The organism is Arthrobacter woluwensis (assembly GCF_900105345.1).
Lineage (GTDB): Bacteria > Actinomycetota > Actinomycetes > Actinomycetales > Micrococcaceae > Arthrobacter_E > Arthrobacter_E woluwensis.
This window is the reverse complement of sequence record NZ_FNSN01000003.1, coordinates 162,774-183,715: the sequence shown is the minus strand read 5'-3', so window position 1 is coordinate 183,715 and position 20,942 is coordinate 162,774. Positions and strand designations below refer to the sequence as shown.

The 20,942-nt window shown below is 69.1% G+C and carries 23 protein-coding genes; 14 read left to right on the top strand and 9 right to left on the bottom strand.

Annotated elements, in window-relative coordinates:
• The first annotated feature begins 103 nt into the window (after positions 1 to 103).
• Positions 104 to 721, top strand: coding sequence for a DinB family protein (locus tag BLV63_RS01495; RefSeq protein ID WP_066216480.1), 618 nt, complete (start codon positions 104 to 106; stop codon positions 719 to 721).
• Positions 714 to 1,787, top strand: a complete 1,074-nt coding sequence (locus BLV63_RS01490; RefSeq protein ID WP_139244621.1) for a hypothetical protein — start codon at positions 714 to 716, stop codon at positions 1,785 to 1,787. The genes BLV63_RS01495 and BLV63_RS01490 overlap by 8 nt, the downstream gene beginning before the upstream one ends.
• A 109-nt stretch (positions 1,788 to 1,896) precedes the next feature.
• Here the strand turns inward: BLV63_RS01490 and BLV63_RS01485 are convergent, their stop codons facing one another.
• Together BLV63_RS01485 and BLV63_RS01480 are read right to left on the bottom strand one after the other, a co-directional pair.
• Positions 1,897 to 2,496 carry a GNAT family N-acetyltransferase gene (locus BLV63_RS01485; protein ID WP_082724281.1) on the bottom strand — a complete coding sequence of 200 codons (600 nt, stop codon included), beginning with the start codon at positions 2,494 to 2,496 and terminating at the stop codon, positions 1,897 to 1,899.
• Between the two features lie 82 nt (positions 2,497 to 2,578).
• Complete coding sequence (locus tag BLV63_RS01480) at positions 2,579 to 4,549, bottom strand: FAD/NAD(P)-binding protein (RefSeq protein WP_066216488.1); 1,971 nt, start codon at positions 4,547 to 4,549, stop codon at positions 2,579 to 2,581.
• Positions 4,550 to 4,835: 286 nt separating this feature from the next.
• Here BLV63_RS01480 and BLV63_RS01475 point away from each other — a divergent pair, with 286 nt between their 5' ends.
• Genes BLV63_RS01475 through BLV63_RS01445 form a run of 7 tightly spaced genes read left to right on the top strand, consistent with a single transcriptional unit; the run spans position 4,836 to position 12,487 of the window.
• The gene (locus BLV63_RS01475; RefSeq protein ID WP_254780424.1) at positions 4,836 to 5,990 is read left to right on the top strand and encodes an amino acid ABC transporter permease; all 1,155 of its coding nucleotides are present in this window, start codon (positions 4,836 to 4,838) and stop codon (positions 5,988 to 5,990) included.
• Complete coding sequence (locus BLV63_RS01470; RefSeq protein ID WP_066216495.1) at positions 5,987 to 6,841, top strand: amino acid ABC transporter ATP-binding protein; 855 nt, start codon at positions 5,987 to 5,989, stop codon at positions 6,839 to 6,841. Before BLV63_RS01475 ends, BLV63_RS01470 begins: the two co-directional genes overlap by 4 nt.
• A gap of 8 nt (positions 6,842 to 6,849) precedes the next feature.
• Entirely contained in the window at positions 6,850 to 7,845 is a 996-nt protein-coding gene (locus BLV63_RS01465) for an ABC transporter substrate-binding protein (protein WP_066216498.1), read from the top strand.
• The gene (locus BLV63_RS01460; protein WP_066216501.1) at positions 7,842 to 9,002 is read left to right on the top strand and encodes an LLM class flavin-dependent oxidoreductase; all 1,161 of its coding nucleotides are present in this window, start codon (positions 7,842 to 7,844) and stop codon (positions 9,000 to 9,002) included. Before BLV63_RS01465 ends, BLV63_RS01460 begins: the two co-directional genes overlap by 4 nt.
• Positions 8,986 to 9,918, top strand: coding sequence for a DUF1684 domain-containing protein (locus BLV63_RS01455; protein ID WP_082724282.1), 933 nt, complete (start codon positions 8,986 to 8,988; stop codon positions 9,916 to 9,918). The genes BLV63_RS01460 and BLV63_RS01455 overlap by 17 nt, the downstream gene beginning before the upstream one ends.
• A complete protein-coding gene (locus BLV63_RS01450) occupies positions 9,915 to 11,072 on the top strand; it encodes an LLM class flavin-dependent oxidoreductase (RefSeq protein ID WP_066216503.1) in 1,158 nt (385 codons plus the stop codon). The genes BLV63_RS01455 and BLV63_RS01450 overlap by 4 nt, the downstream gene beginning before the upstream one ends.
• Positions 11,069 to 12,487, top strand: a complete 1,419-nt coding sequence (locus BLV63_RS01445; protein WP_066216505.1) for an NtaA/DmoA family FMN-dependent monooxygenase — start codon at positions 11,069 to 11,071, stop codon at positions 12,485 to 12,487. Before BLV63_RS01450 ends, BLV63_RS01445 begins: the two co-directional genes overlap by 4 nt.
• Before the next feature lie 84 nt (positions 12,488 to 12,571).
• On the opposite strand, the gene BLV63_RS01440 is transcribed toward BLV63_RS01445, so the two are convergent.
• The 6 genes from BLV63_RS01440 to BLV63_RS01420 form a co-directional block, all read right to left on the bottom strand.
• The gene (locus BLV63_RS01440) at positions 12,572 to 13,144 is read right to left on the bottom strand and encodes an SRPBCC family protein (protein ID WP_066216507.1); all 573 of its coding nucleotides are present in this window, start codon (positions 13,142 to 13,144) and stop codon (positions 12,572 to 12,574) included.
• 116 nt (positions 13,145 to 13,260) lie between these two features.
• A complete protein-coding gene (locus tag BLV63_RS01435; protein WP_066216510.1) occupies positions 13,261 to 13,497 on the bottom strand; it encodes a con-10 family general stress protein in 237 nt (78 codons plus the stop codon).
• Between the two features lie 188 nt (positions 13,498 to 13,685).
• Positions 13,686 to 13,880, bottom strand: coding sequence for a hypothetical protein (locus tag BLV63_RS18255; protein ID WP_175533603.1), 195 nt, complete (start codon positions 13,878 to 13,880; stop codon positions 13,686 to 13,688).
• 43 nt (positions 13,881 to 13,923) lie between these two features.
• Positions 13,924 to 14,175: a hypothetical protein gene (locus BLV63_RS01430; protein ID WP_066216517.1), complete on the bottom strand. Its 252-nt coding sequence runs from the start codon at positions 14,173 to 14,175 to the stop codon at positions 13,924 to 13,926.
• Positions 14,176 to 14,357: 182 nt separating this feature from the next.
• Positions 14,358 to 14,672, bottom strand: a complete 315-nt coding sequence (locus BLV63_RS01425) for a hypothetical protein (RefSeq protein WP_066216521.1) — start codon at positions 14,670 to 14,672, stop codon at positions 14,358 to 14,360.
• An 83-nt stretch (positions 14,673 to 14,755) separates the two neighbouring features.
• On the bottom strand, positions 14,756 to 15,409 hold the full coding sequence (locus tag BLV63_RS01420; RefSeq protein WP_066216524.1) for a hypothetical protein: 654 nt from the start codon (positions 15,407 to 15,409) through the stop codon (positions 14,756 to 14,758).
• A gap of 507 nt (positions 15,410 to 15,916) precedes the next feature.
• Here BLV63_RS01420 and BLV63_RS01415 point away from each other — a divergent pair.
• Positions 15,917 to 16,933, top strand: coding sequence for a helix-turn-helix domain-containing protein (locus BLV63_RS01415; protein WP_066216527.1), 1,017 nt, complete (start codon positions 15,917 to 15,919; stop codon positions 16,931 to 16,933).
• Positions 16,934 to 16,962: 29 nt separating this feature from the next.
• On the opposite strand, the gene BLV63_RS01410 is transcribed toward BLV63_RS01415, so the two are convergent.
• A complete protein-coding gene (locus tag BLV63_RS01410; RefSeq protein ID WP_066216530.1) occupies positions 16,963 to 17,934 on the bottom strand; it encodes a helix-turn-helix transcriptional regulator in 972 nt (323 codons plus the stop codon).
• A 91-nt stretch (positions 17,935 to 18,025) separates the two neighbouring features.
• On the opposite strand from BLV63_RS01410, the gene BLV63_RS01405 reads away from it, so the two are divergent.
• From BLV63_RS01405 to BLV63_RS01390, 4 genes are all read left to right on the top strand, one after another.
• Entirely contained in the window at positions 18,026 to 18,568 is a 543-nt protein-coding gene (locus BLV63_RS01405) for a DinB family protein (RefSeq protein WP_066216533.1), read from the top strand.
• Positions 18,569 to 18,828: 260 nt separating this feature from the next.
• The gene (locus tag BLV63_RS01400; RefSeq protein WP_066216535.1) at positions 18,829 to 19,614 is read left to right on the top strand and encodes an amino acid ABC transporter ATP-binding protein; all 786 of its coding nucleotides are present in this window, start codon (positions 18,829 to 18,831) and stop codon (positions 19,612 to 19,614) included.
• Between the two features lies 1 nt (position 19,615).
• The gene (locus tag BLV63_RS01395) at positions 19,616 to 20,260 is read left to right on the top strand and encodes an amino acid ABC transporter permease (RefSeq protein ID WP_066216538.1); all 645 of its coding nucleotides are present in this window, start codon (positions 19,616 to 19,618) and stop codon (positions 20,258 to 20,260) included.
• Positions 20,257 to 20,910 carry an amino acid ABC transporter permease gene (locus tag BLV63_RS01390; RefSeq protein ID WP_066216542.1) on the top strand — a complete coding sequence of 218 codons (654 nt, stop codon included), beginning with the start codon at positions 20,257 to 20,259 and terminating at the stop codon, positions 20,908 to 20,910. The genes BLV63_RS01395 and BLV63_RS01390 overlap by 4 nt, the downstream gene beginning before the upstream one ends.
• The last annotated feature ends 32 nt before the right edge of the window (positions 20,911 to 20,942 follow it).

The following is a 20,942-nucleotide window of genomic DNA, read 5'->3' as shown; positions in this document are numbered from 1 at the left end:
GGGAGGGGGTGTCAATGCTCTTGAAGCCGCAGGCCCCGCCGGGAATCCGGAGGGTGGCGGGCGTGCCGGATCTTCTGTCGGACCCTTGTCGTAGGCTCGTGGCATGACTCACACCCCCGAGGACATCAAGACCACCCTGCACCGTTATCTCCGGGCGCGGCGCGCGGGACTGCTGGCGAAACTGGACGGGCTCGGCGAGTACGACCTCCGCCGTCCGATGACCCGCAGCGGTACCAATCTCCTGGGCCTGGTGAAGCACGTCGCCAGCGTCCAGGCCGAGTACTTCGGTCTCGTCTTCGACAGACCTTTCGGGCACCCCATGCCCTGGGGCGCCCCGGATGCCGAGGACAACGCGGACCTGTGGGTGCCGGAGACGGAATCGGTGCAGAGCATCCTGGAGCTGCACCACGCCTCCGCAGCCCACAGTGACGCCACCATCGACGCGCTGGATCTCGACGCGCCCGGCGTGGTGCCCTGGTGGAAGCCGGAAACCCGGAACGTCACCCTTCACCAGATCCTCGTCCACGTGGACCTGGAGACGGCTCATCATGCGGGTCACGCGGACATCGTGCGCGAGCTGATCGACGGGAGCATCGGCTACACCGCCGGCCCTCCGAACCTTCCCGCCTTCGACGACGCCCGCTGGTCCGCCTACCGCGGCCGGATCGAGGACGCGGCCCGCGCCGCTGCCGCCGCCGCAGGGGAGGGCGTCCATGAGTGAGGAGCCGGGGATGCTCGCCGCGTACGACTCACAGCTGAGGCTCGACGCCGAAGCGCAGGGAGCGCTGGCTCGTCGCCTGCTGCACTGGTACCCCCGGGAGGGCCTGCTGACGGAGGCGGCCTCCGCGCCGGAGGGCCCAGCGCACGGTCCGTTCCTGCCCGTGATGACGGCCGTCTTCGCCGGTGAGTCGGGGTTCATCAGCCATGGAGCGGTCGGTCAGGGGGAGAACGCCGCGCTGCTCCGGGACGAGCTCACCCGTCCGGGGCGCCTGGCCGCTCTGGTGGAGGCCGGAGTCTCCGCCGTTCTGGACCTGGCCGGCGAACGCGCGAGCGTGGAGGACGGGTCCTCGTCGGGTCCGGGCATGCCTGGCGCCGCCGGGGACGGTGCCGTCGGAGGGCGCCCCGGTGATCAGCCCTCCGGTCCGCAGGACGGGGCGGCCCGGCCGAGTGGTTCCGCGACGTCCGCCGCTCCGGTGCGGACACCGCGCAGGCCGCTGTCCACGCTCGAGTGGAAGACCCGCAGTCATGACGGTCTCCTCGGACTGGCCGCCGCGCTCCGGGCCGCCGGTTTCACGGAGGGTGAGGAGGAATCGGTGATGATCGGAGACGCCGCCGCGCTCGCCGTCGACGTTTCTCTTCCCGACGGCGTCAGCCTGCAGCGGGTCCGGTCCCTCGAGGACGCGCTGGCTCTGTGCGTCGCGGCGGAGGACGCCTTCGGCGGCAGTGCCGCCGATGCCCCGCGTCGCGCCGCTGATCTGATGGGCCGGCTTGGCCGGGGGAACGGCACCGAGGCCTGGATGGCGGTGGTGGGCGGCGAGGTGGTGTCCGGAGGACGGCTGGAACCGGTTCCCGGGACGGACTTCGCCGGGATCTGGGGTGGGTTCACGCTCGAGGAGTGGCGCGGGCAGGGGATCTACCGGGCCGTGACCGCTCAGCGGGCCCGTGCGGCGCTGGCGCAGGGCATCTCCCTGATCAACAGCGATTCGACCGACTATTCACGGCCGATCCTCGAGCGGTACGGTTTCGTCCGGGTCACCGGCACCACGCCGTTCGAGCGCGAGTTCTAGGAGGGTCGCGCGTCCGAGCGGCGCGGGGCCGGCTCCGCGAGGGAACAGGTGGTGCCCGGATCCGCAGCGGATCCGGGCACCACCTGTTCCCTCGCGCTGAGGGGCACGCTTAAAGGGAGGGGGAGAGCGGCTTGGTGAAGGCCAGGTGCTTGATCTCCTCCGGGTCCGCGTCGAGGTCGAAGAGGGGCGTGTACCCCGTGGCCAGGTACAGTGCCTTCGCCTCGGGCTGCCGGGGGCCCGTGGTCAGATAGACCCGCGAGTAGCCGCGCTCCCCGGCCACTCGTTCGAGTTCCACCAGGACCCGCCGGGCGAGCCCTTTGCGGCGATGCGCGGAGTGCGTCCAGATCCTTTTGAATTCGGCCGTCTCCTGGTCGTAGCGGCGGAACGCCCCGCCGGCCACGGTCTCCCCGCCCTCCTGCAGGATCAGGAGCGCACCGTGCGGGGGCTCGAACTCGCTGGCCGGATAGCGGGACAGTTCCTCCTGCGCGCCGGCCGCGGAGAAGAAGTCGCCGTACCGGGTGGAGTATTCGACAGCGAGCTCCTCCAGGAGCGGTTTCACCCGGGCGTCGTCCAGGGCCACCTGGACGACGGTCACGTCGAGAAGCCCGGCGGGGGACGGCACGCTCTGCGAGGGCACTGCCTGTGAGGGGACAGCCTGCGAGGGCGCGCAGGGGGCGGATTCGGTCAGGGAGTTCGCAGTGATGCTCATGGGATCTTCCGTCTCTGAGGGATCGTGCTCTGAGGGATCGTGGTCAAGGGGGCAGGCGTGGCCGGGATGCGGTGCGCGCGGCTCAGGCGCGCAGCCGTTCGGGGGCCGGCGCCGTGCCGGTGGCGGCAAGGCCGTCGGCGACGTCGTTGAGGGCCTTGAGAAGCCGACGCGCCAGGGCGTCGTTCTCGCGGAACGGGGCGGCGTTGGTGCGCGGTCGCGCGAACGCGGCCGACCCCCACGCCGACGTCCACGGTCCGACGGCGAACAGGTGGCGCCGCTCCGCGCCGTCGGGCCCCAGGATGCGCTGCTGTGCATCCACGGCCAGCCGGCCGGAACTGCTGACCCCGGCCCGCGTGAGGACCTGCTTCTCCCGTCCCAGGCCGCTGCTGCCCAATTGCCAGAGGGCCGGGTTGCGGGACCCCTCGACGGTCGGTTCCGGCAGGCGGGCTTCCACGAAGACGGAGGCGCTGACGGTGTCGTCGCTGCCCGGGAGGGAGGCGACAAAACGGCCACTCGCCTCGTCCGGCGCGATCACGGCCCCGGGCCCGAGGAAGCGCAGGAACCCGCCGCGGTGCAGCGCGAGCATCTCCTCGAGCCGGTGCGGGGGCGGACCGGAGTCGATGAAGGAGAAGAACCCGTGCCACCACTCGTTGATCTCGGCCAGCGCCGACGCGCTCAGTCGCTCCACGGGCACGAGCGTGCCCAGGGAGAAGTAGGCGTACAGGAAGCCGGTGAAGAGCGCTGTCTGCTCGCTGTGGGCGCTGTCGCCGCGGAGCCGGAGATCCTCCTCGACGTGCCGGAGCACCGCGGCCTCGCGGGCGGCCAGTCCGCCGGGCTCCGGGCCCTGTCCCGGGCCCAGAGGCCGGTCGACCTGGTCGAAGTCCAGGCGGTACGCCGGATCCGGGATGAAGTCGGCCAGCAGACGCCGTTGTTCGGCGGAACCCCAGGCCACCGTGTCCAGCCGGCGCTCGAAGGCATCCCACGGCCCGTCGACGCGTTCCGGTGAAGCCGCGAACAGCTCCGCGTAATAGGCATGGGCCACGTCCTTGGCCACCAGAGGCCAGAGATGCTCCCGGAACCCGATCTCGTCGACGGTGCTGAGCAGCGCGCCCACGGCCTCCTGGGTGAGGTAGCGGGTGCCGCTCGGCGCCGGACCCCGGAGGGGGACCTGCGGCTTCGCGTGATACGGCACCCCGCGGCGGGAGCCCGCCCACAGGCGGGGCTCCCGGCCCGAGGGTGCGTAGTCGAAGCCACCCTCTGCCCGGGGGATGAAGCGTCCGCCACGGCCCTCGAACAGCAGGACCACGAGGTCAACGAAAGCCAGTCCCATGCCGGACACCAGCACATCCTGACCTGATGCGATGCCCGAATAGTCGGCGTCGGCGGTGTAGGCCGGCGGGAGGTACAGGCCGCCGTGCCGTTCGGCGAAGGAGGTGAGGGTGCGCTCGCGGGCGTCCGGGCGGGCGTCGCTGTGCCCCAGCGAGTAGAGCACGACGTCGGCGTCCAGCACCGGCCCGGAGCCCAGCTGCACACGGTAGCCGGCGTCGTCGTGGTGGACGGCGGTGGCGGTGTCGCGGTGCACGGTGACCCGGGCGCGCGGAGCCAACCGGAGCACGGCCCGGTGGAGGAACCAGCGGGCATAGGCGCCGAAGAGCCGTCGGCTGGGGAAGGACCCGGTACGCAGGGCCGCGGCTTCGGCGAGCAGTGCCGGGTCCTCCAGCGCGGGGTCGGCGGGGTGGCCGTCGTCGTCCAGCTCCCCAGCGGTCAGGAGTTCCGCCCAGGCCAGCAGGTCAGGACCCTCGGCCCGTGGTCCCGCGCAATGCACGGTGGCGTCCGTGAACAGGGTGATGTCCTGGGCCATGGAGTTGAGCAGCAGACCGGCGTACTGGCTGTGCCGCCAGACGCGGCCCGACCCCGGTTCCTGCGGATCCACGAGGTGCAGGTCCACCGGGCTGCGGAGGAGCTCGGGCGCGCTCGCGGCCAGCCGCTCCAGGACTCCGGCCACGCGCGGACCCGCCCCGATCATGACGAGCGTGGGCCTGCGGTGACTCATGGCTTCCTCCTGGGACGCGGGCCGGGGAACGGCTGCGGGAACGGTCTGGTGGAACCTGACCCTAGGAGCGCGGACGCCCCGGAATCCAGCCCTGCCGTCACGCCCCGACGCCGGGGTTCACGGCTCGTCACGGAGCGTCGTGGGGAGCCGCATATGGCCCCGTGTGACCCGGAAAGACGCGCCGTGAACGGGGGTGCCGGAATGTGAATCGTCCCCTTGAACGCGCCCCGCGGCGGTCCATAGATTGGCACCCAATCCCACTGGAACTGATCACTGAGGACTTCCCATGAGTGTCATCACCAACACCCCGGCAGGGCCCCCCGAGGGGGTGCTCGGCCAGCCCGCCGAACCGCAGAAGGCGACCCCCTCGACGGGCTTCCCCACGACCTTCGACGACGGAACGGAACACCGCCACTCGCTCGGCCTCCTGCCCGCGGACGCCGGAACGGACCGTGCCACCGCGGACGGCGCGACGCCGGCCCTCCCCGCCGGCGCCGACCTCCGGGTCGTCCCGGCGCGGCACCCCTGGCGCTGGGTGGGCACGGTGCTCGTCACGATCCTCGTGGCGGCGATCGCCTACTCACTGGCCACCAACCCGCGCTGGGAGTGGGGCGTGGTGGCCCAGTGGTTCACCGCGCAGTCGGTGGTCAACGGCCTGCTGGAGACCCTCAAACTGACCGTGATCGCCGGAACCCTCGGTTTCCTGCTCGGCTTCGTCCTGGCTCTCATGCGGCTCTCCGCCTCGCCGCTCCTCGTGGGCGTGGCCTGGACGTTCTCCTGGATCTTCCGCTCGACCCCTCTGCTGGTCCAGCTGCTGCTCTGGTACAACCTGGGATATCTGTACGAGAAGATCAGCCTCGGCATCCCGTTCACGGACGTCCGGTTCTTCGAAGCCTCCACCACCACGCTGATCAGCCAGTTCGCGGCCGCGGTCCTCGGCCTGAGCCTCAACCAGGCCGCCTACTCGGCCGAGATCATCCGCGGCGGGATCCTCTCCGTGGACGCGGGGCAGCTCGAGGCGGCCGCGGCCCTCGGCATCCCGGCCTGGCGGAGGAACACCCGGATCGTGCTCCCGCAGGCCATGCGGGCCATCCTGCCCAATGCGTTCAACGAGATCATCGGCCTCGTCAAGGGCACCTCCGTGGTCTACGTCCTCGCCTACTCGGAGCTGTTCTACACCGTGCAGGTCATTTACAACCGGACCCAGCAGGTGCTGCCGCTGCTGCTGGTGGCGACCCTCTGGTACGTCGTCATCACCTCGGTGCTGAGCGTCGCCCAGTACTACATCGAACGCCACTATTCGCGGGGTTCGGTGCGCAATCTGCCGCCGACCCCCTGGCAGCGCATCCGAGCCAACCTGAACCCGGGACGCCGCCCTGCGCCGCAGCCCGCGGCCCAGATTTCGACTGACCAGCCCGCCGCCCGGAAGGACCTCCCATGAGCACCGTCGCAGCAGCCCCGGCCGTCCCGGCCACGGCGAAGCAGGCCGCACCGGGGGACGCCGCCCCCGGGACCGTGGGCCGAGTCGACATCGTCAACGCCCACAAGAGTTTCGGCCACGTCGAGGTCCTCAAGGGCGTCGACCTGACGGTCCGGCCCGGCGAAGTGACCGTGATCGTCGGGCCGTCCGGTTCCGGCAAGTCCACCCTCCTGCGGACCATCAACCACCTGGAGACCCTGAACTCCGGCTACATCGCGATCGACGGCGAACCGGTCGGGTACCGCCTCAAGGGCAATCGCCTGCTGGAGCGCAAGGAGAAGGACATCCTGGCGAAGCGGACCGGCATCGGTTTCGTCTTCCAGAACTTCAACCTCTTCCCGCACCTGACCGTGCTGGAGAACGTGATCGAGGCGCCCATCGTGGCACAGGGCCGGAGCCGCGAGGAGGCGACGGCCAAGGCGAAGGTCCTCCTGGACCGCGTCGGCCTGGCGGACAAGGCCCAGGCGTACCCGCGGCAGCTCTCGGGAGGCCAGCAGCAGCGCGTCGCGATCGCCCGGGCACTGGCCCTGGAACCCCGGCTTGTCCTGTTCGACGAGCCCACCTCCGCCCTGGACCCTGAACTGGTCAACGAGGTGCTGGACGTCATCCGCGATCTCGCCCGCACCGGCACCACGCTGATCGTGGTCACGCACGAGATGGGCTTCGCCCGGGACGTCGCGGACACCGTGGTCTTCATGGACCAGGGCCGCATCGTCGAATCCGGCCCGCCCGCCCAGCTCTTCGGCAACCCGCAGCAGGAACGCACCAGAGCGTTCCTCTCCAAAGTCATCGAACCTGCTTTCAACATCTAAGGACCACCATGCTTCACCGCACCGCGCCGAAGCGCGCGCTGGCTCTCGCGGCACTTGCCGCCGTCGTCGTCCCCACGCTCGCCGCGTGCTCCGACCCCGGGGCCAACGCGGCCTCGGGCCCCACCACCGCCGCCCGCAACGGCCTCACCTACAACACCTCGCCGCAGCAGGACCGGATCCGGGTGCAGAAGGACGCGGCCGCCGCCGCGAAGGTCCCCGCCGCCGTGTCCAAGGACGGGAAGCTGACCGTCGCCACGAGCGCCGGTTCCATCCCTCTGTCCTTCCACGCCACGGACGACAAGACGCCGGTCGGCAGCGAGCTGGACATCGCCCAGCTCGTGGCGGACAAGCTCGGTCTGGAACTGGACGTGAAGGTCACGTCGTGGGAGAGCTGGCCGCTCAAGACCCAGTCCGGGGAGGTGGAGACCGTGTTCTCGAACGTCGGGATCAACGGGGAGCGCGTGAAGCTCTTCGACTTCTCCAGCTACCGCGCCGCGTACATGGGGTTCGAGGCGAAGAAGGACTCCACGCTGGAGATCAAGGGCTCGGATGACATCTCCGGCAAGAAGATCTCCGTGGGATCCGGCACCAACCAGGAGAAGATCCTGCTCGCCTGGAACAAGGAGCTCGAGGCCAAGGGCAAGGCCCCCGCGCAGCTCGAGTACTACGCCAACGAGGCCGACACCATCCTCGCCCTGTCCTCCGGCCGCACCGATCTGAACCTCGGCCCCTACCCGTCCGCCGTGTACCGGGCGAACACCCGTGACGATCTCAAGGTCGTGGGCAAGGTCAACGCCGGCTGGCCGGCCACCACGCTCGTGGCGGCGGTCGCCAAGCGCGGCAACGGCCTGGCCGACGCCGTCACCGCGGCGCTGAACTCGAGCATCAAGGACGGCAGCTACGCCAAGGTCCTCGCCCGCTGGGGTCTGTCTGAAGAGGCCCTGCCGGACTCCGAGACCATCACGGCGGAGAACTACGGATCCACCCCGGGAGCGAAGAAGTGAAATTCCAGGTCCTGGACATCATCCCGCATCTGAAGAACCCGCTGACCGGGGAGATCGTGTCCCCGTCCGAGCGGCTGAGCCAGGTGATGGAGACCGCACGGCGGGCCGAGGAGCTCGGCTTCGACTCCTTCTCCGTGGGGGAGCGGCACGCGGGCGAGTTCATCTCCTCCTCACCCACCACGGTGCTGGCTGCGATCGCCGCCGTCACGAGCCACATCCGCCTGCAGAGCGGCGTCACGGTTCTCTCGGTGCTGGACCCGGTCCGCGTCGCCGAGGACTACGCCACGATCGACCAGCTCTCCGCCGGCCGCCTCGAGCTGGTGATCGGCAAGGGCAACGAGGTGCTGCAGTACCCGCTCTTCGGTCTGTCCCTGGACGACCAGTGGGAGCTGCTCGCCGAGAAGTACGGTCTGCTGCACCGCCTCTGGCGGGAGGAGGGCGTCACCTGGGAGGGCCGCTTCCGTCCCGCGCTCACCGACCCGACCACGACGACGCCGCGCCCCTTCGCCGGGGCGCCGCGCGTCTGGCACGGCTCGGCGACGTCGTTGACCAGTGCGGCGCTCGCCGCCCAGTACGGCGACCCGCTCTTCACCGCGAACGCCATCCAGCCGCGGGAGAACTACAAGGTCCTGATCGATCACTACCGCGAGGAGTACGCCCGGCACGGACACGATCCGCGTTTCGCGTACCTGGGGTCGGGCAGCGGCGCGGGCGGGGTCTTCCTGGCCGACACCACGCAGGAGGCCAAGGCCCAGTTCGGGCCGGTCTACGAAGCACTCACCGCGCACCGGAACGTCCCGGGCAACAATTCGCCGTACCGGGACATCGACCACGCGGTGGCCGAAGGTCCGGCGCTCGTGGGCAGTCCGGAGCAGGTGGTGGACAAGATCCTGTCCTACCACGAGCTCTACGGCCACGATCTGCAGTCCATCTCCCTGCCCACCACCCTGCCGTTCGACCAGCAGCTTGACCTGCTGGAACGTTTCGCCACCGAGGTCATCCCGGCCGTCCGCGCGGCGGCCCCGACCACCTTGTGGGAGGAGGCGGACCCGTATGGCGGCCGTCCCGCCGTCGCGGGGGCGCACGAACCGGACGCCGCCGCCCGCATCACCGAACTCAACGACCAGCACAGGAGCCAGCATGCCTTCGTCAGTTGACAGCACCACGGCCGACAACGCCACGGCCGTGACCGGCCAGGCCGCCACGGCGGCCCCGGAGCCCGGCGCTTTCCAGGCCGAGTGGGATGCCTGGCACGCCCGTCACGAGGAGCAGCGGGCCGCGCCCCACGGGTTCCTCGCGGTCACCGGACTGCACTTCCTGGATGACGCGCCCCAGCGGATCCCGGGCATCCCCGGCCTCTGGAACGCGGTCGAGGACACCGTGACCATCACGCTGTCCGCCGTCGAACGTCTCAGCTGGGACGGTCGCGAGCTGAACCCGGACGGCACGGGCAGCACCACCGTCCTCGGCCCCATCGCCGAGCGGGACGCGGTGCTCCTGGACCACGGTCGCGTGCAGATCGAGGTCGCCCGCCGGGGAGGTTTCCTGGTGGTCCGCCCCCGCGACCCCGGCTACTCGCTCCGCGCCGGATACCCGGGCACGCCCGCTTACCCCGCGTCTGAGGAGTTCGCCGTGACGGCGCAGGTCGAGTACTTCGAGCAGCCGCAGGCCGTCACGGTGGGGGCCGTGGTGGAGGGGATCGAGCATGTCTATGAGTCGCCCGCCCGCCTGCGGTTCACCCTGGGAGGCCAGGAGCACGTGCTGACCGCCTTCAACGGCTACGCACCCGGCACTCTGAATGTGCTGTTCACGGACCTGACCAGCGGTGACACCACGTACCCGGCCAACCGCTCCCTCGTGGTCACCCCAGCCGAGGACGGGACCGCCGTCCTGGATTTCAACCGGACGGTGAACCTGCCGTGCGCCTACACGGACTTCGCCACGTGCCCCCTGCCGCCCGCGGGGAACCGTCTGCCGGTGGCCGTCGAGGCGGGGGAGAAGCTGCCGGTCGAGCGGGCCACCGCGGAGACCCCGCAGGCCGCCGGGACTTCCGAGAAGGAGGCCGCAGCATGAGCGGGTTCCTCATCCTCGAAGCGGACGGCGCCGGATCGCACCCGGCCGCCTGGCGCGCGAGTCGCACGGCGCCCGCAGCGGTCCTGGGCCCCGAGCGGCTCCGGGACGTGGCGCTCGCCGCGGAATCGGCGGGCTTCCACGCCTTGAGCTATGCGGACGGCCCCCTGCCGGAGGGCGCCGACGCGCAGGCCCGGCTCAACGCCCTGCAGCGTGCTGCGTTCGTGGGGCCGCTGACCCATGCGATCGGGCTCCTGCCCGAGGTCGACACCGTCTACACCGAGCCGTTCCATGTGGCGACGCAGCTGGCCAGCCTCGACTACGTGTCGCAGGGCCGTGGCGGCTGGCTGCTCGCGGCGAGCGACGACGCGCGGGAGGCCGCCGCCGTCGGGCGTTCCGTCGCGGACGGTGACCGGCGCCGTGCCGAGGCGGGCGCGTCCGTCGAGGCGAACCGCCGGCTGTGGGACTCCTGGGAGGACGACGCGGTCATCAAGGATGTCGCCTCGGGCCGCTACCTCGACGCCGACCGTCTCCACTACGCCGACTTCCAGGCGGACCTGGGCGACGGTGAGGGCTACTTCGTGAAGGGCCCATCCATCATTCCGCGCCCCCTGCAGGGTCAGCTGCCCGTCGTGGCACCGGCCGACCTGGTCTCGGGGGACGGCCCGCTGTCGCCGCGCGAGGTGGACGCCGTCCTGGTGAGCGCACCCTCGCTCGAGAACCTCCGCACCCGGCTGGCCGGGGCGCGGGAGGAGTTCGGTCTCCGGTCCGAGGGCGGTCCCGCCCTGATCGCCGCGCTGGACGTGGTGCTCGACGCGCGGGGCCTGAGCGCCGCCGACCGCCTGGCAGCGCTGGACGCGGCCACGCCGTGGTCCAGCGAGCGTGCGCGGTTCGCCGGGGCGGCCGAGGAGCTTGCGGAGACCCTCGCGGAGCTCCTGGGCCTCGCCGACGGAGTCCGCCTGCACCCGGCCGTCCTCGACACGGACCTGCCGGAACTGTCCGCGCTGACCCTCCCGCTGCTGCGCTCGCGGAACCTCCTGCGCCCGACGGCGCCGGGAGACGCCTTCCGCGCCGTGCTCGGGCTGGAGCGCGCGGTCAATCGCTATTCGACGGAGGCCGCGCGCAGCGTCGCGGCCGGGACCGGGGCACAGGCATGAGCGGCGACAGCACGCAGGGACACAGCACGCAGAGACACACCGCGGCGGACTTCCGGCCGAGCGGGCAGATCCAGTTCGGGATCTTCTTCCAGGGCGTCAATTCGGGTACCGTGTGGAAGACGCCCGAGGCGGGTTCGCAGACCGACTTCGAGTCGTTCCGCCGGATCGCCCAGACCGCCGAACGCGGCCTGTTCGCGGCGTTCTTCCTGGGGGAGGGCCTGCGCCTGCGGGAGCACCTCGGCCGTGTCCACGAACTGGATGTGGCGGGCCGTCCCGACGCCCAGACCATGCTCGCCGCGCTGGCCGGTGTCACGGACAAGATCGGCCTCGTCGCCACGCAGAACACCACGTACAACGACCCTGCGGACCTGGCGCACCGCCTCGCGTCGCTGGATCTGATCTCGGGTGGCCGGGCCGCGTGGAACATCGTGACCACGGACAACGCGTGGACGGGACAGAACTTCCGGCGCGGGGGATACCTGGACCACGCCGACCGGTACACGCACGCGGAGGCGTTCGTGAAGGTGGCCAAGGAGATCTGGGATTCCTGGGACGACGGCGTGATCGCGGAGAGCGGTGCGGCCGAGTCGTGGGCGTCCGGTTCGGGTGAGGGAGGCGCCTTCGCGCGCCGGGTCCGGCATGAGGGGCAGCACTACTCGGTGGACGTCGTCCCGCGGCTGCCGCGCAGCGCGCAGCACCGCCCGGTGCTGTTCCAAGCGGGGGACTCCCCGGAAGGCCGGGATTTCGCGGCGCGTCAGGCGGACGTGATCTTCTCCGCCCATCCGCAGCTGGAGGATGCACGGTCCTTCCGGGCGGATCTGGTGGAGCGCACGGTGGCGGCGGGCCGTCACCCCAACGAGCTCCAGATCTTCCCCGCGAGTGAGTTCATCCTGGCGCCCACGGAGGCCGAAGCGCTGGAGAAGAAGGCCTGGGTCCGGTCTCAGCAGATCGGACCCCAGCAGGCGATCGCGTTCCTGGAGCAGTTCTGGGGCACGAGCCTGTCCGGCTACGACCCCGATGGCCCTCTGCCGGAGATCGACCCGGTGGTGGAGGAGACGAGCGAGACGCGCGGCAGCGGGTTCCACGGGGCCCGGGCCCGGCAGCTGGCCGATCAGTGGCGGGCGGAGGCCAAGGACAAGGGGCTGTCCATCCGGCAGTTCGTCACGGCCCAGTCTGCTCGCCGAGACGCGACCTTCACGGGCTCGTACCAGTCGGTGGCGGATCACCTGGCCGAGTATGCGCGGGACGGCGTGGTGGACGGGTTCAACATCTCCCCGTGGCTCATCCCGACCGGCCTGGACGAGATCGTGAACCACCTGGTCCCGGCGCTGCAGCAACGCGGCGTGTATCCGACCGAGTACCGCGGGAGCACGCTCCGCGAGCATCTGGGCCTCCCGGTGCCCGTGCGCGACTGACGCGCTGCAGAAGCGGCTGATGCCGCCGTCGTCGTCCCGGAAGAGACGACGACGGCGGCATCGCGCGTTCCGGGACACGGCTTTCTACGTGGGGGTCGGCTGCGCTCCGTCGACCGGGGTTTCGCCGGTTTCCGGTGTGGTGCGGCGACTGGACGCCGGATTCGGGCCACGCAGGATCCTTGAGACCAGATCGTGGAAATCCTTGCTCTTCCGGGGGAGGAACCGATGGTGCCGGGCCTCTTCGCGACGGCTTGCCTCCGCCAGGCGCTTGAATTCCTGGAGGTCCTCCAGAACGCTGAGCTGATCGAGACGGAAGAGCGATCCTGAGGTTTCGGACATGCGGGCAGGGTCCCAGAGGATCGTGAAGTCGACGCGGGTCCGTCGGTGACTCACCTGCACGAACGTGATCTCGCCCTGGTGGCTGGGCTCTTCCGCGCACGACCATCGGATGACGTGGCCCGGCCGATGCTGCCGGACACGTGCGACGAACTGGCGTCGTCGGCCGATCTCGGTGGTGAAGCAGACCAGCTCGTCGCCGAGGGGGACGGCTGAGGTGAGATGCCTCAGGAAACATGGCAGGAGTTCGACCCGGCTCCACAGCTCATAGGCATCCTCTCGGGGGACATCCACGGTGATGTCCTGGTGGATCCGCGCCATGTCGGAACCTCTTTTCACTTCTTCAACGCATGAATTCGGTGCCCCGGGGGGGCGGGACCGGCGGCCCGCACACACCGTGAGGGTGCGCGCGGGCCGTCGGAGGGTGATCGCTTCAATCAGCCGTTGCCGCCATGGCTGTTCTCGCCTCCGCGACGTCCGGCTTCTGAGGGGTCGGCGCCGTTCTCGGCTCCGAACTGGCCGGAGCTGTTCTCGCCGCCCTTGCGGCCGGCCTCTGAGGGGTCGGCGCCGTTCTCCGCACCGAACTGGCCGGAACTCGACTCGCCTCCACGACGGGCCTGCTCCTCGGTGTCTTCACGGTTTCCGAACTGACCTGGGTTTTCGCGATCGGCCATGATGATCTCCTTTCGTGTGCTTCCAACCGGCCGCTGCTGCGACCTTGAAACCACTCAAACAGGTCTCACGGGAGCCGGTTAACCCCCTTTCTGCTCGGGGTTTTCGGTCCTACACTGTGGCGATCGTTCAGCCCCTGGAGAGGGGCGGGAGGGGGCTCCGAGGCGGGCGCCGTCGTGCCCGCGTCGGCTCATCGCTCCAGTTCATCGGGGTGGAACCAGTCCGACGCCAGCCCTGCCTCGGGGAAGGTGACGAACAGGGTGAATCCGCGGACGTCGAAGCGTTCGCGCATCACGGTTCCTCTGCGGTCCGTGTAGTCGGTCCCCTCGATGACGGTGGGGCGGGCGACTCGTACAAGGTCTCCGACAGTGATCCGGTGGGTCACAGGCGACATTCAGCGTTCTCCGGTCCTTGGCCTGGCGGCAGGCTCACACGGTGCGGAAACAGCATGCGCACGGCGGAATCCCGGTCGTCCCCGGCGTGGTTTCGGCGACATGGCGGACCAGCGAGGCCCGCCGCGTGAGGGCGGGGGAGCCGGACGTCGCCTCTCCGCCGCCCCGGGCCAGGTCCTCAAGGCGCCGGAGGAGTTTCGCGCGCGCTTCCTCATAGTCGCTTCCCTCGGCTTCGAGGAGCAGAGGCTTTCCGTTGTTCGGGTCCAGCACGTTCTGAAAGAGGAGCATATGAGGGAGGTGTCCTTGGTGGTGGGTGGGACAAGCGTGGCTGCACTTCCACCTAGGGGGGCATGCAGTGCAGCCACGCTTGCGGTGCGTGGCCTTCGAGGTGTCGGTGAAGGTCACGCGTGGTGGGCATCTCACTCCCCCATCGGGTGAGGTGCCCAGACTTCGGGCCGGGGGTGAACCGGCTAGCGGGCGGCTTCGACCTCGTTGCCGTAGGCGCCGCTCGGGGCGATCTTCCAGACGTCGTCCTGGAGCACGAGAGAGAGCTCGGCGGACAGGCCTTTCGAGGAGATCTGCGCGACGCCGGCACTGCCGTTGGCGACGAACGTCGAAGCGTCGATGCGGGCGTCGGCCGGCCAGGAGGTGTTCGCGGCGACCGCGGGGAGGGGGACCAGGTTGTCCGGCAGCGCGAGGACGGCGGCGAAGGCGGCGGCGTCGGTCTGGTTGACGCCTGCCACGATCTGATCTGCGCGGGCCTGGGTGAACGGGATGCTAGTCATGCTGTTTCCTTCGGTAGAAATCGTCCGGACGGAGGCCTGAAGGCTCAGGCCGGGAACCGGGGGAGATGACGAGGCGGGAGGCCTCAGACGGTGGCGACACCCGAGAAGTTCACGGTGCCGATGCCGAAGGCCACCCCACCGGTGGCCACACCGTTGAGGTTCCACGTCAGCGTGTAAGGGCACTGGAGGGTCAGGCCGAGGCCGTACTGGAGTGACAGGGTGACGTTCACCGACAGCGTCTTGGGAACGACTGGATAGGATCCGATGCCCACGACCGCTCCGCCGTTCGGGAGGGAGACGTTGGTGAAGACGAAGGCGCTCGGGAAGACGCCGACGGTGGACGTGTTGCCGGCTCCGACGCCCGCACCGACCCCGGAGTTGTAGGTCCGGCCGTCGGACATGGTCAGCGTGGCCTGCGTGACGACGAAGGTGAAGGCCGGCTGGAAGATGTTCTGCCAGGTGATCCCGCACTGGGTCGCGTCGAGGCCGAAAGCGCCTCCCAGGGCGATGGTGCCCTTGTTGCCGGCGACCAGTGCCTGCGAGGTCCAGGCGCCGGACGCCAGGCCGCCCACCAGGGGGATGCCGGCTTTGATGCAGGTGGGACAGGTCGGGGTCACGGAGGCGGCGGCCGCCGGAGCGGCGACGGCGGCGGCGATGACGGGCGTCGCCCACACGGCGGACCGTGCGACGGAGCGGCGGGTGACCTGGTGGGCTGAAGGCGGAGTGATGTCGGGCAAGGTTTTTCTCCCATGGAATGAAGTAGTTCGGAAGCTGAATCTCCGAGGCACTGTTTCGAGCCAACAATGCATCATGAATTGAGCGCTTTCAACCAAAAGAATGAAATCTGCGCCAAACAATCGACATAAACGTGCCAGACGACACTTTGCAGAAAAATGACGTGGCCGGTGGTATTCCTCAGGTTACTGTGAGGGGCATCCGGGCGTTCTCGCAGCCTTGACGCCCGGTCAATGTCCGAGGGCCGGAAACAAATTAATCACAGTTTTCCGCGTCACGAAACGCGCGGAAACACACTCACACTTGTGACCAACCGCCGGGGGAATTGCGCAATTCGACGCACTTCCTGCGCGAAATGAACCATCGTCCGCCTGTTGTGGGGATCCCGGCTGCTTTCGACCTCGCCGGGGACGTCCGCGCGGTGACCTGGGTGCCTGCGCCCGTGGAGCTCAGTCCGGGTGCGGCGGTGGCCACGAGGCTGTGCACGATTCGCAAGACGAAGGAGACCGATGAAGGCGACGCCGCCGATTCCACACCCTCACCGGGGTCCCGTTGAATGGAAGGTCATCGAGAATAAGCTGGTCGTCGAGGAGAGCGGGCTCGTCGAGGACATCACGTCCGGAGTAGGGACGCTCCTCAACGTCGAGAGCGCCGGGAAGTTCGGTGTGTCCTCCCAGTCGTCGCCGACCTTTTCGGCCCAGGGGATCAGTTTCTACACCGGCAACACCGGCGCTTCGGATGTGGTCATCGACGGAGGTGTTTACGATATCCATCACGATCCGGGAATAGGGTCGGTGAAACTCTCGATCGTCTCGGAAGGGACGATGAGTGTGCATTCCAGAAGAGGGGCCATGGCCCGGCAGGCCGGCCATGGATTCCTCCTCCGGCCCGGCGAGAACCGGACCGTTGAATTCTCCGACGGCGCACGTGTCCTCATCATTGAAACATCCAAAGAAATTCTCGAAGGATATAACAATGGGTCCTTCGGCGCGGACCCGCTGCAATTCGGTCCCGCCGGCACACTTTCCGAGTCGATTCTCGCCTTCGGCACCTCCGTCGCCCACCATCACCCCGCAGGTCCGCTCAACAATTACTTCATCGATCAATTCCTGCAGGAAATGGTCGCCAGCATCGTCCTGAGCGTGCGGGGTGTCAGTGAATCCGAGCGCCGCGGGCGCTCCGGTGCGTTCAGTCAGTCCCAGTATCTGATCAACGGGCGCTATATCGATCCCTCATTCTCGGTGACCGAACTCGCGTCACTTCTGAAGATGTCCGTCAGGAATCTCCAGGACATCTATGCGCAGCAGGGGAAGAATGTCAGCCAGGCCATCCGCGACCGCCGGCTTCAAGAGGCGAAGCGGTTGCTGAGCGATCCGATGTATGTGAATCTCACGGTGGAGGAGGTCGCCACCTATTCCGGATTCGATAACACGCAGCGCCTGCGCAGGGCTTTTGAGACGGCGGACCTCCCGAACCCCCGGGCTTTCCGCGCCCAGGCGATGAGAGCGGGCCGGGCGCCGGAATGATGCGAGAGGGCGACGGCGCGTCCCCGCCGTCAGGGCCGGCGGTCGGCAGCGGTCGCCCTCAGCAGCCGCTCGGCCCACTCGCGGCCTCCCTCGATCGCGGACTGCGGCGCTTCGATCGTGTAGTCGGCGTCGAGCATGCCGAGCGCCATCAGAGCCCAGTCCAGGGTCTTGGCGTGCACCGTCACGCGGCAGCGGGTCGCGGCGACCTCCTCCAGGGTGGACCATCGGCCGATCCTCTCGGTCACGTGCTGTGCCGGCGCCGAGACCAGGGCGACCACGTCCTGCGAACCCTGCGCCTTGTCGGCCCGGTCGCGGATGAACGCGACGGGGTTCTCCGCCGGCAGGGTCCGCGGGGCGAACCGGGCGCCGGTCGGGACCGGCCGGCTCATCCGGTCCAGGCGGAAGGAGCGCCATTCGCCGCGGTCCAGGTCGTAGCAGACCAGGTACCACCGCAGCCCGAGGCGGACCATGCGCAGGGGCTCGACGTGGCGCGTGCTCGCGCGCCCGTCGGCCGCGGTGTAGTCGAACCCGATCCGTTCCTGGTCCCGGCAGGCCTGTCCGATGATGATCAGGAGTTCCGGGTCGATCGCTTCCTCGACCGGTTCCCAGAAATGGCTTTCCGTGGCGGCTCCGATCGCCTCGACCCGCCTCCTGAGCCCCCGCGGCATCACTTGGACCAGCTTGGCCAGGGCCCGCACTGAGGCTTCGGCGACGCCGCTCACCGCCCCCTGGGCTGCAGACCGCAGGGCGATCGCGAGGGCGACGGCCTCCTCGTCGTCGAGCAGCAACGGCGGCATCGCCGCGCCGGACGCGAGCTGGTAGCCGCCGTCGACTCCGCGGGCGGCCTCCACGGGGTAGCCGAGATCCCGGAGGCGCTCGACGTCGCGCCGGAGCGTCCGCACGGACACCTCCAGCCGTCCGGCCAGCTCGGCCCCCGGCCAGTACCGTCTGGCCTGCAGCAGCGAGAGCAGCCGGAGCGTTCGTGAACTCGTGTTCGCCATGATCTCAGTCTCCCCCCGATTGAGGACGGAAAGTGACACCAATGGTGCGTAGCGTGGAAGACATCAAGACCGGAACGACCAAGGAGATGTCATGACTGCACGGATGATCAACGCTGTGGGCACGGGCGAGAAGGCCGATCTGCTGGGCGCCCTGGCCCAGGCCCACGAGTTCCTCAGCTACACCTGCCGCGGGGCGAGCGAAGAGGACGCCCGGAAGCGCACCACGGTCAGCGAGCTGACGCTCGGCGGCCTGATCAAGCACGTCACGTCGGTGGAGCGGCATTGGGTGGACTTCATCGTGAACGGCCCGGAGTCGGCGGCCGCGACGAGCAGTTTCTCGAACCTGACCGAGGAGGATTTCGCTCGTTATGCCGATGGATTCCGCCTGACCGAGGGAGAGACGCTGGCCGGCGCCCTGGAGGACTACCGGGCCGCTGCGGAGGAGACCGCTCGCGTGGTCGAGGGGCTGGAAGACCTCGGGGCGTCCTATGAGCTCCCCGAGACGCCGTGGAGCGAAGCCCGGACGTGGTCGGTGCGGCGCACGCTGATCCACATCATCGCCGAGACGACCCAGCACGCGGGGCATGCGGACATCATCCGGGAGGCCCTGGACGGTCAGAAGACCATGGGCTGATCTGCTCCGCCCGGGTGGGCGGACGGCGGTGCGGGCGGGGCGCTGGGACGGATGTTCCGGCTCCCCGCCCGTCGTCGTGAGGGCGCTCAGACCGGAGGGGGCTCGCGGACCCCTGGCGCACTGCGGCGATCCAGCCTGAAAACTCCCCTGGAAACACTCTTGACCAACGGCACGTGACATGTAACATTGTACAGATCCAGTGATGTGAATCACATGGCACTCACGTGGTCGGAGCTCCGGCCCTGGCAGGGAAGACAGGCATGGCGAAATCAACCCCCACCGAAGCGCACCGGGTGCCACGGCTCGGCATCCAGCTGGAGAACATCAGGAAGCACTACGGCGACCATGTGGTCCTGGACGATGTGTCTCTGGATGTGGAGCCCGGCACCGTCACGGCTTTGATCGGCCCCTCCGGCGCCGGCAAGAGCACCTTCCTCCGGTGCATCAACCTGCTGGAGCAGCCGGACGGCGGCACCATCCGGGTGGCCGGGCACACGATCGAACCCGGGAAGAACATCGCCCCCAAGGACCTGGCCCGCCTGCGCAGCGCCGTCGGCATGGTCTTCCAGTCCTTCAACCTCTTCCCGCACATGACGGCGCTGAAGAACATCAGCTTCCCGCAGCAGCGGGTGCTGGGCCGCGGCAAGGAGGAGGCCGACGAGCGGGCCATGCAGCTGCTCGAACGCGTGGGTCTCAAGGACAAGGCGAACCAGCACCCCGGGCGCTGTTCCGGCGGCCAGCAGCAGCGCATCGCCATCGCCCGGGCTCTCGCCCTGGATCCGTCGATCATGCTCTTCGACGAACCCACGTCCGCCCTGGACCCCGAGGTCGGCCTGGAAGTGCTGGCCGTCATGCGGGAGCTCGCGGCGGACGGCATGACCATGGTGGTGGTCACGCATGAGATGCAGTTCGCCCGCGACGTCTCCGACACCCTCGTGGTCATGGCGGACTGCAAGATCATCGAACAGGGCGATCCGCGCGCCATCATGAGTGACCCGCAGGAGGCGCGCACCCGCCGCTTCCTCCGCGCCGTCCTGGAGCGCTGACATGGAAGCGCTCACCGCCGTCGTCCAGGGCCTGCCCATGACGCTGTGGCTGACGCTCGCCGCGTTCGCCATCGGCATCGTCGGAGCGGTTCCGCTCTCCCTGGCCCTGACCTCGCCCGTGGCGCCGCTGCGCTGGGCCGCGCGCCTGCTCGTGGACCTGATCCGCGGCGTGCCGATCATCGTCTGGCTGTTCCTGCTGAAGTTCGGCATCCATCTGGGGACGTTCAAGTTCGACCCGGTCAACGCGGCGATCGTGGGCCTGGGCGTGGTGTCGATCGCCTATCTGGCCGAGATCTACCGCGGCGGCATCCAGGCCGTGCCGCGCGGCCAGCTGGAGGCGTCCAAGGCCCTGGGTCTCTCCGGCGCCACCACGTTCTTCGGCGTCGTGATTCCGCAGGCGTTCCGGATCGTCTCCCCGTCCATCGCCACGTATCTCGTGGGCCTGCTGAAGGACTCGTCCATCGCCTCCACCATCATCGTGGCGGAGATGGTGTTCCAGTCCCAGTCGTTCGCCCGTCAGCATCCCACGGTCGAGGGCATCCTCCCGTACGTGATCGTGGGCGTCATCTACATCGTCCTGAGCCTGCCGGTGGCCTTCCTGTCCCGCCGTCTCGACGCTCGCATGAGGAAGGCGATCTTCGTATGAACTGGCTTCAGCAATGGGCGGGCTACATGCCCCAGATGCTGTCCGGGCTCGGTGTGAGCCTCTTCATCGCCGGGGTGTCGATCGTCATCGGCTACCCGCTCGGCCTGCTCCTGAGCGTCATGGTGCAGCGCAAGAACCTGGTCATCCGGACCCTGGGCCTGGCGATCGTCGAGATCGGCCGTGGCGCCCCCGCCCTTGTGATCCTGTACCTGGTCTACTACGGCCTGCCGAAATTCGGCATCGCGTTCGAGAGCATCCAGGCCGCGTGCATCGCACTCGTGTGGAACGCCGCGGCGTACTCGAGCGAGATCATCCGGGCGGGCCTCCAGTCCGTGGCCCGTGGTCAGACCGAGGCGGCCCAGGTGCTGGGCCTGTCGTCCCGCGACACGTTCTTCCGCGTCATCATGCCGCAAGGCATGCGCTCGGCGATCCCGGGCCTGATGGGCGTGGCCATCCAGATGTTCCAGGGCACTTCGCTCGCCTACGCCATCGCGGTCCCGGAACTGATGAAGTCCGCCTACAACATCGGCAGCCAGGACTTCAACTACCTGCAGATCTTCACCCTGGCCGGCATCTGTTACGCCGCGATCTCCATGCCGGCCACGTGGATCACCGTCTACTTCGAAAAGCGCATGTCCCGCCATGCCTGACCCGGCCTCTGAAACCCCCACAACCCCCTTTG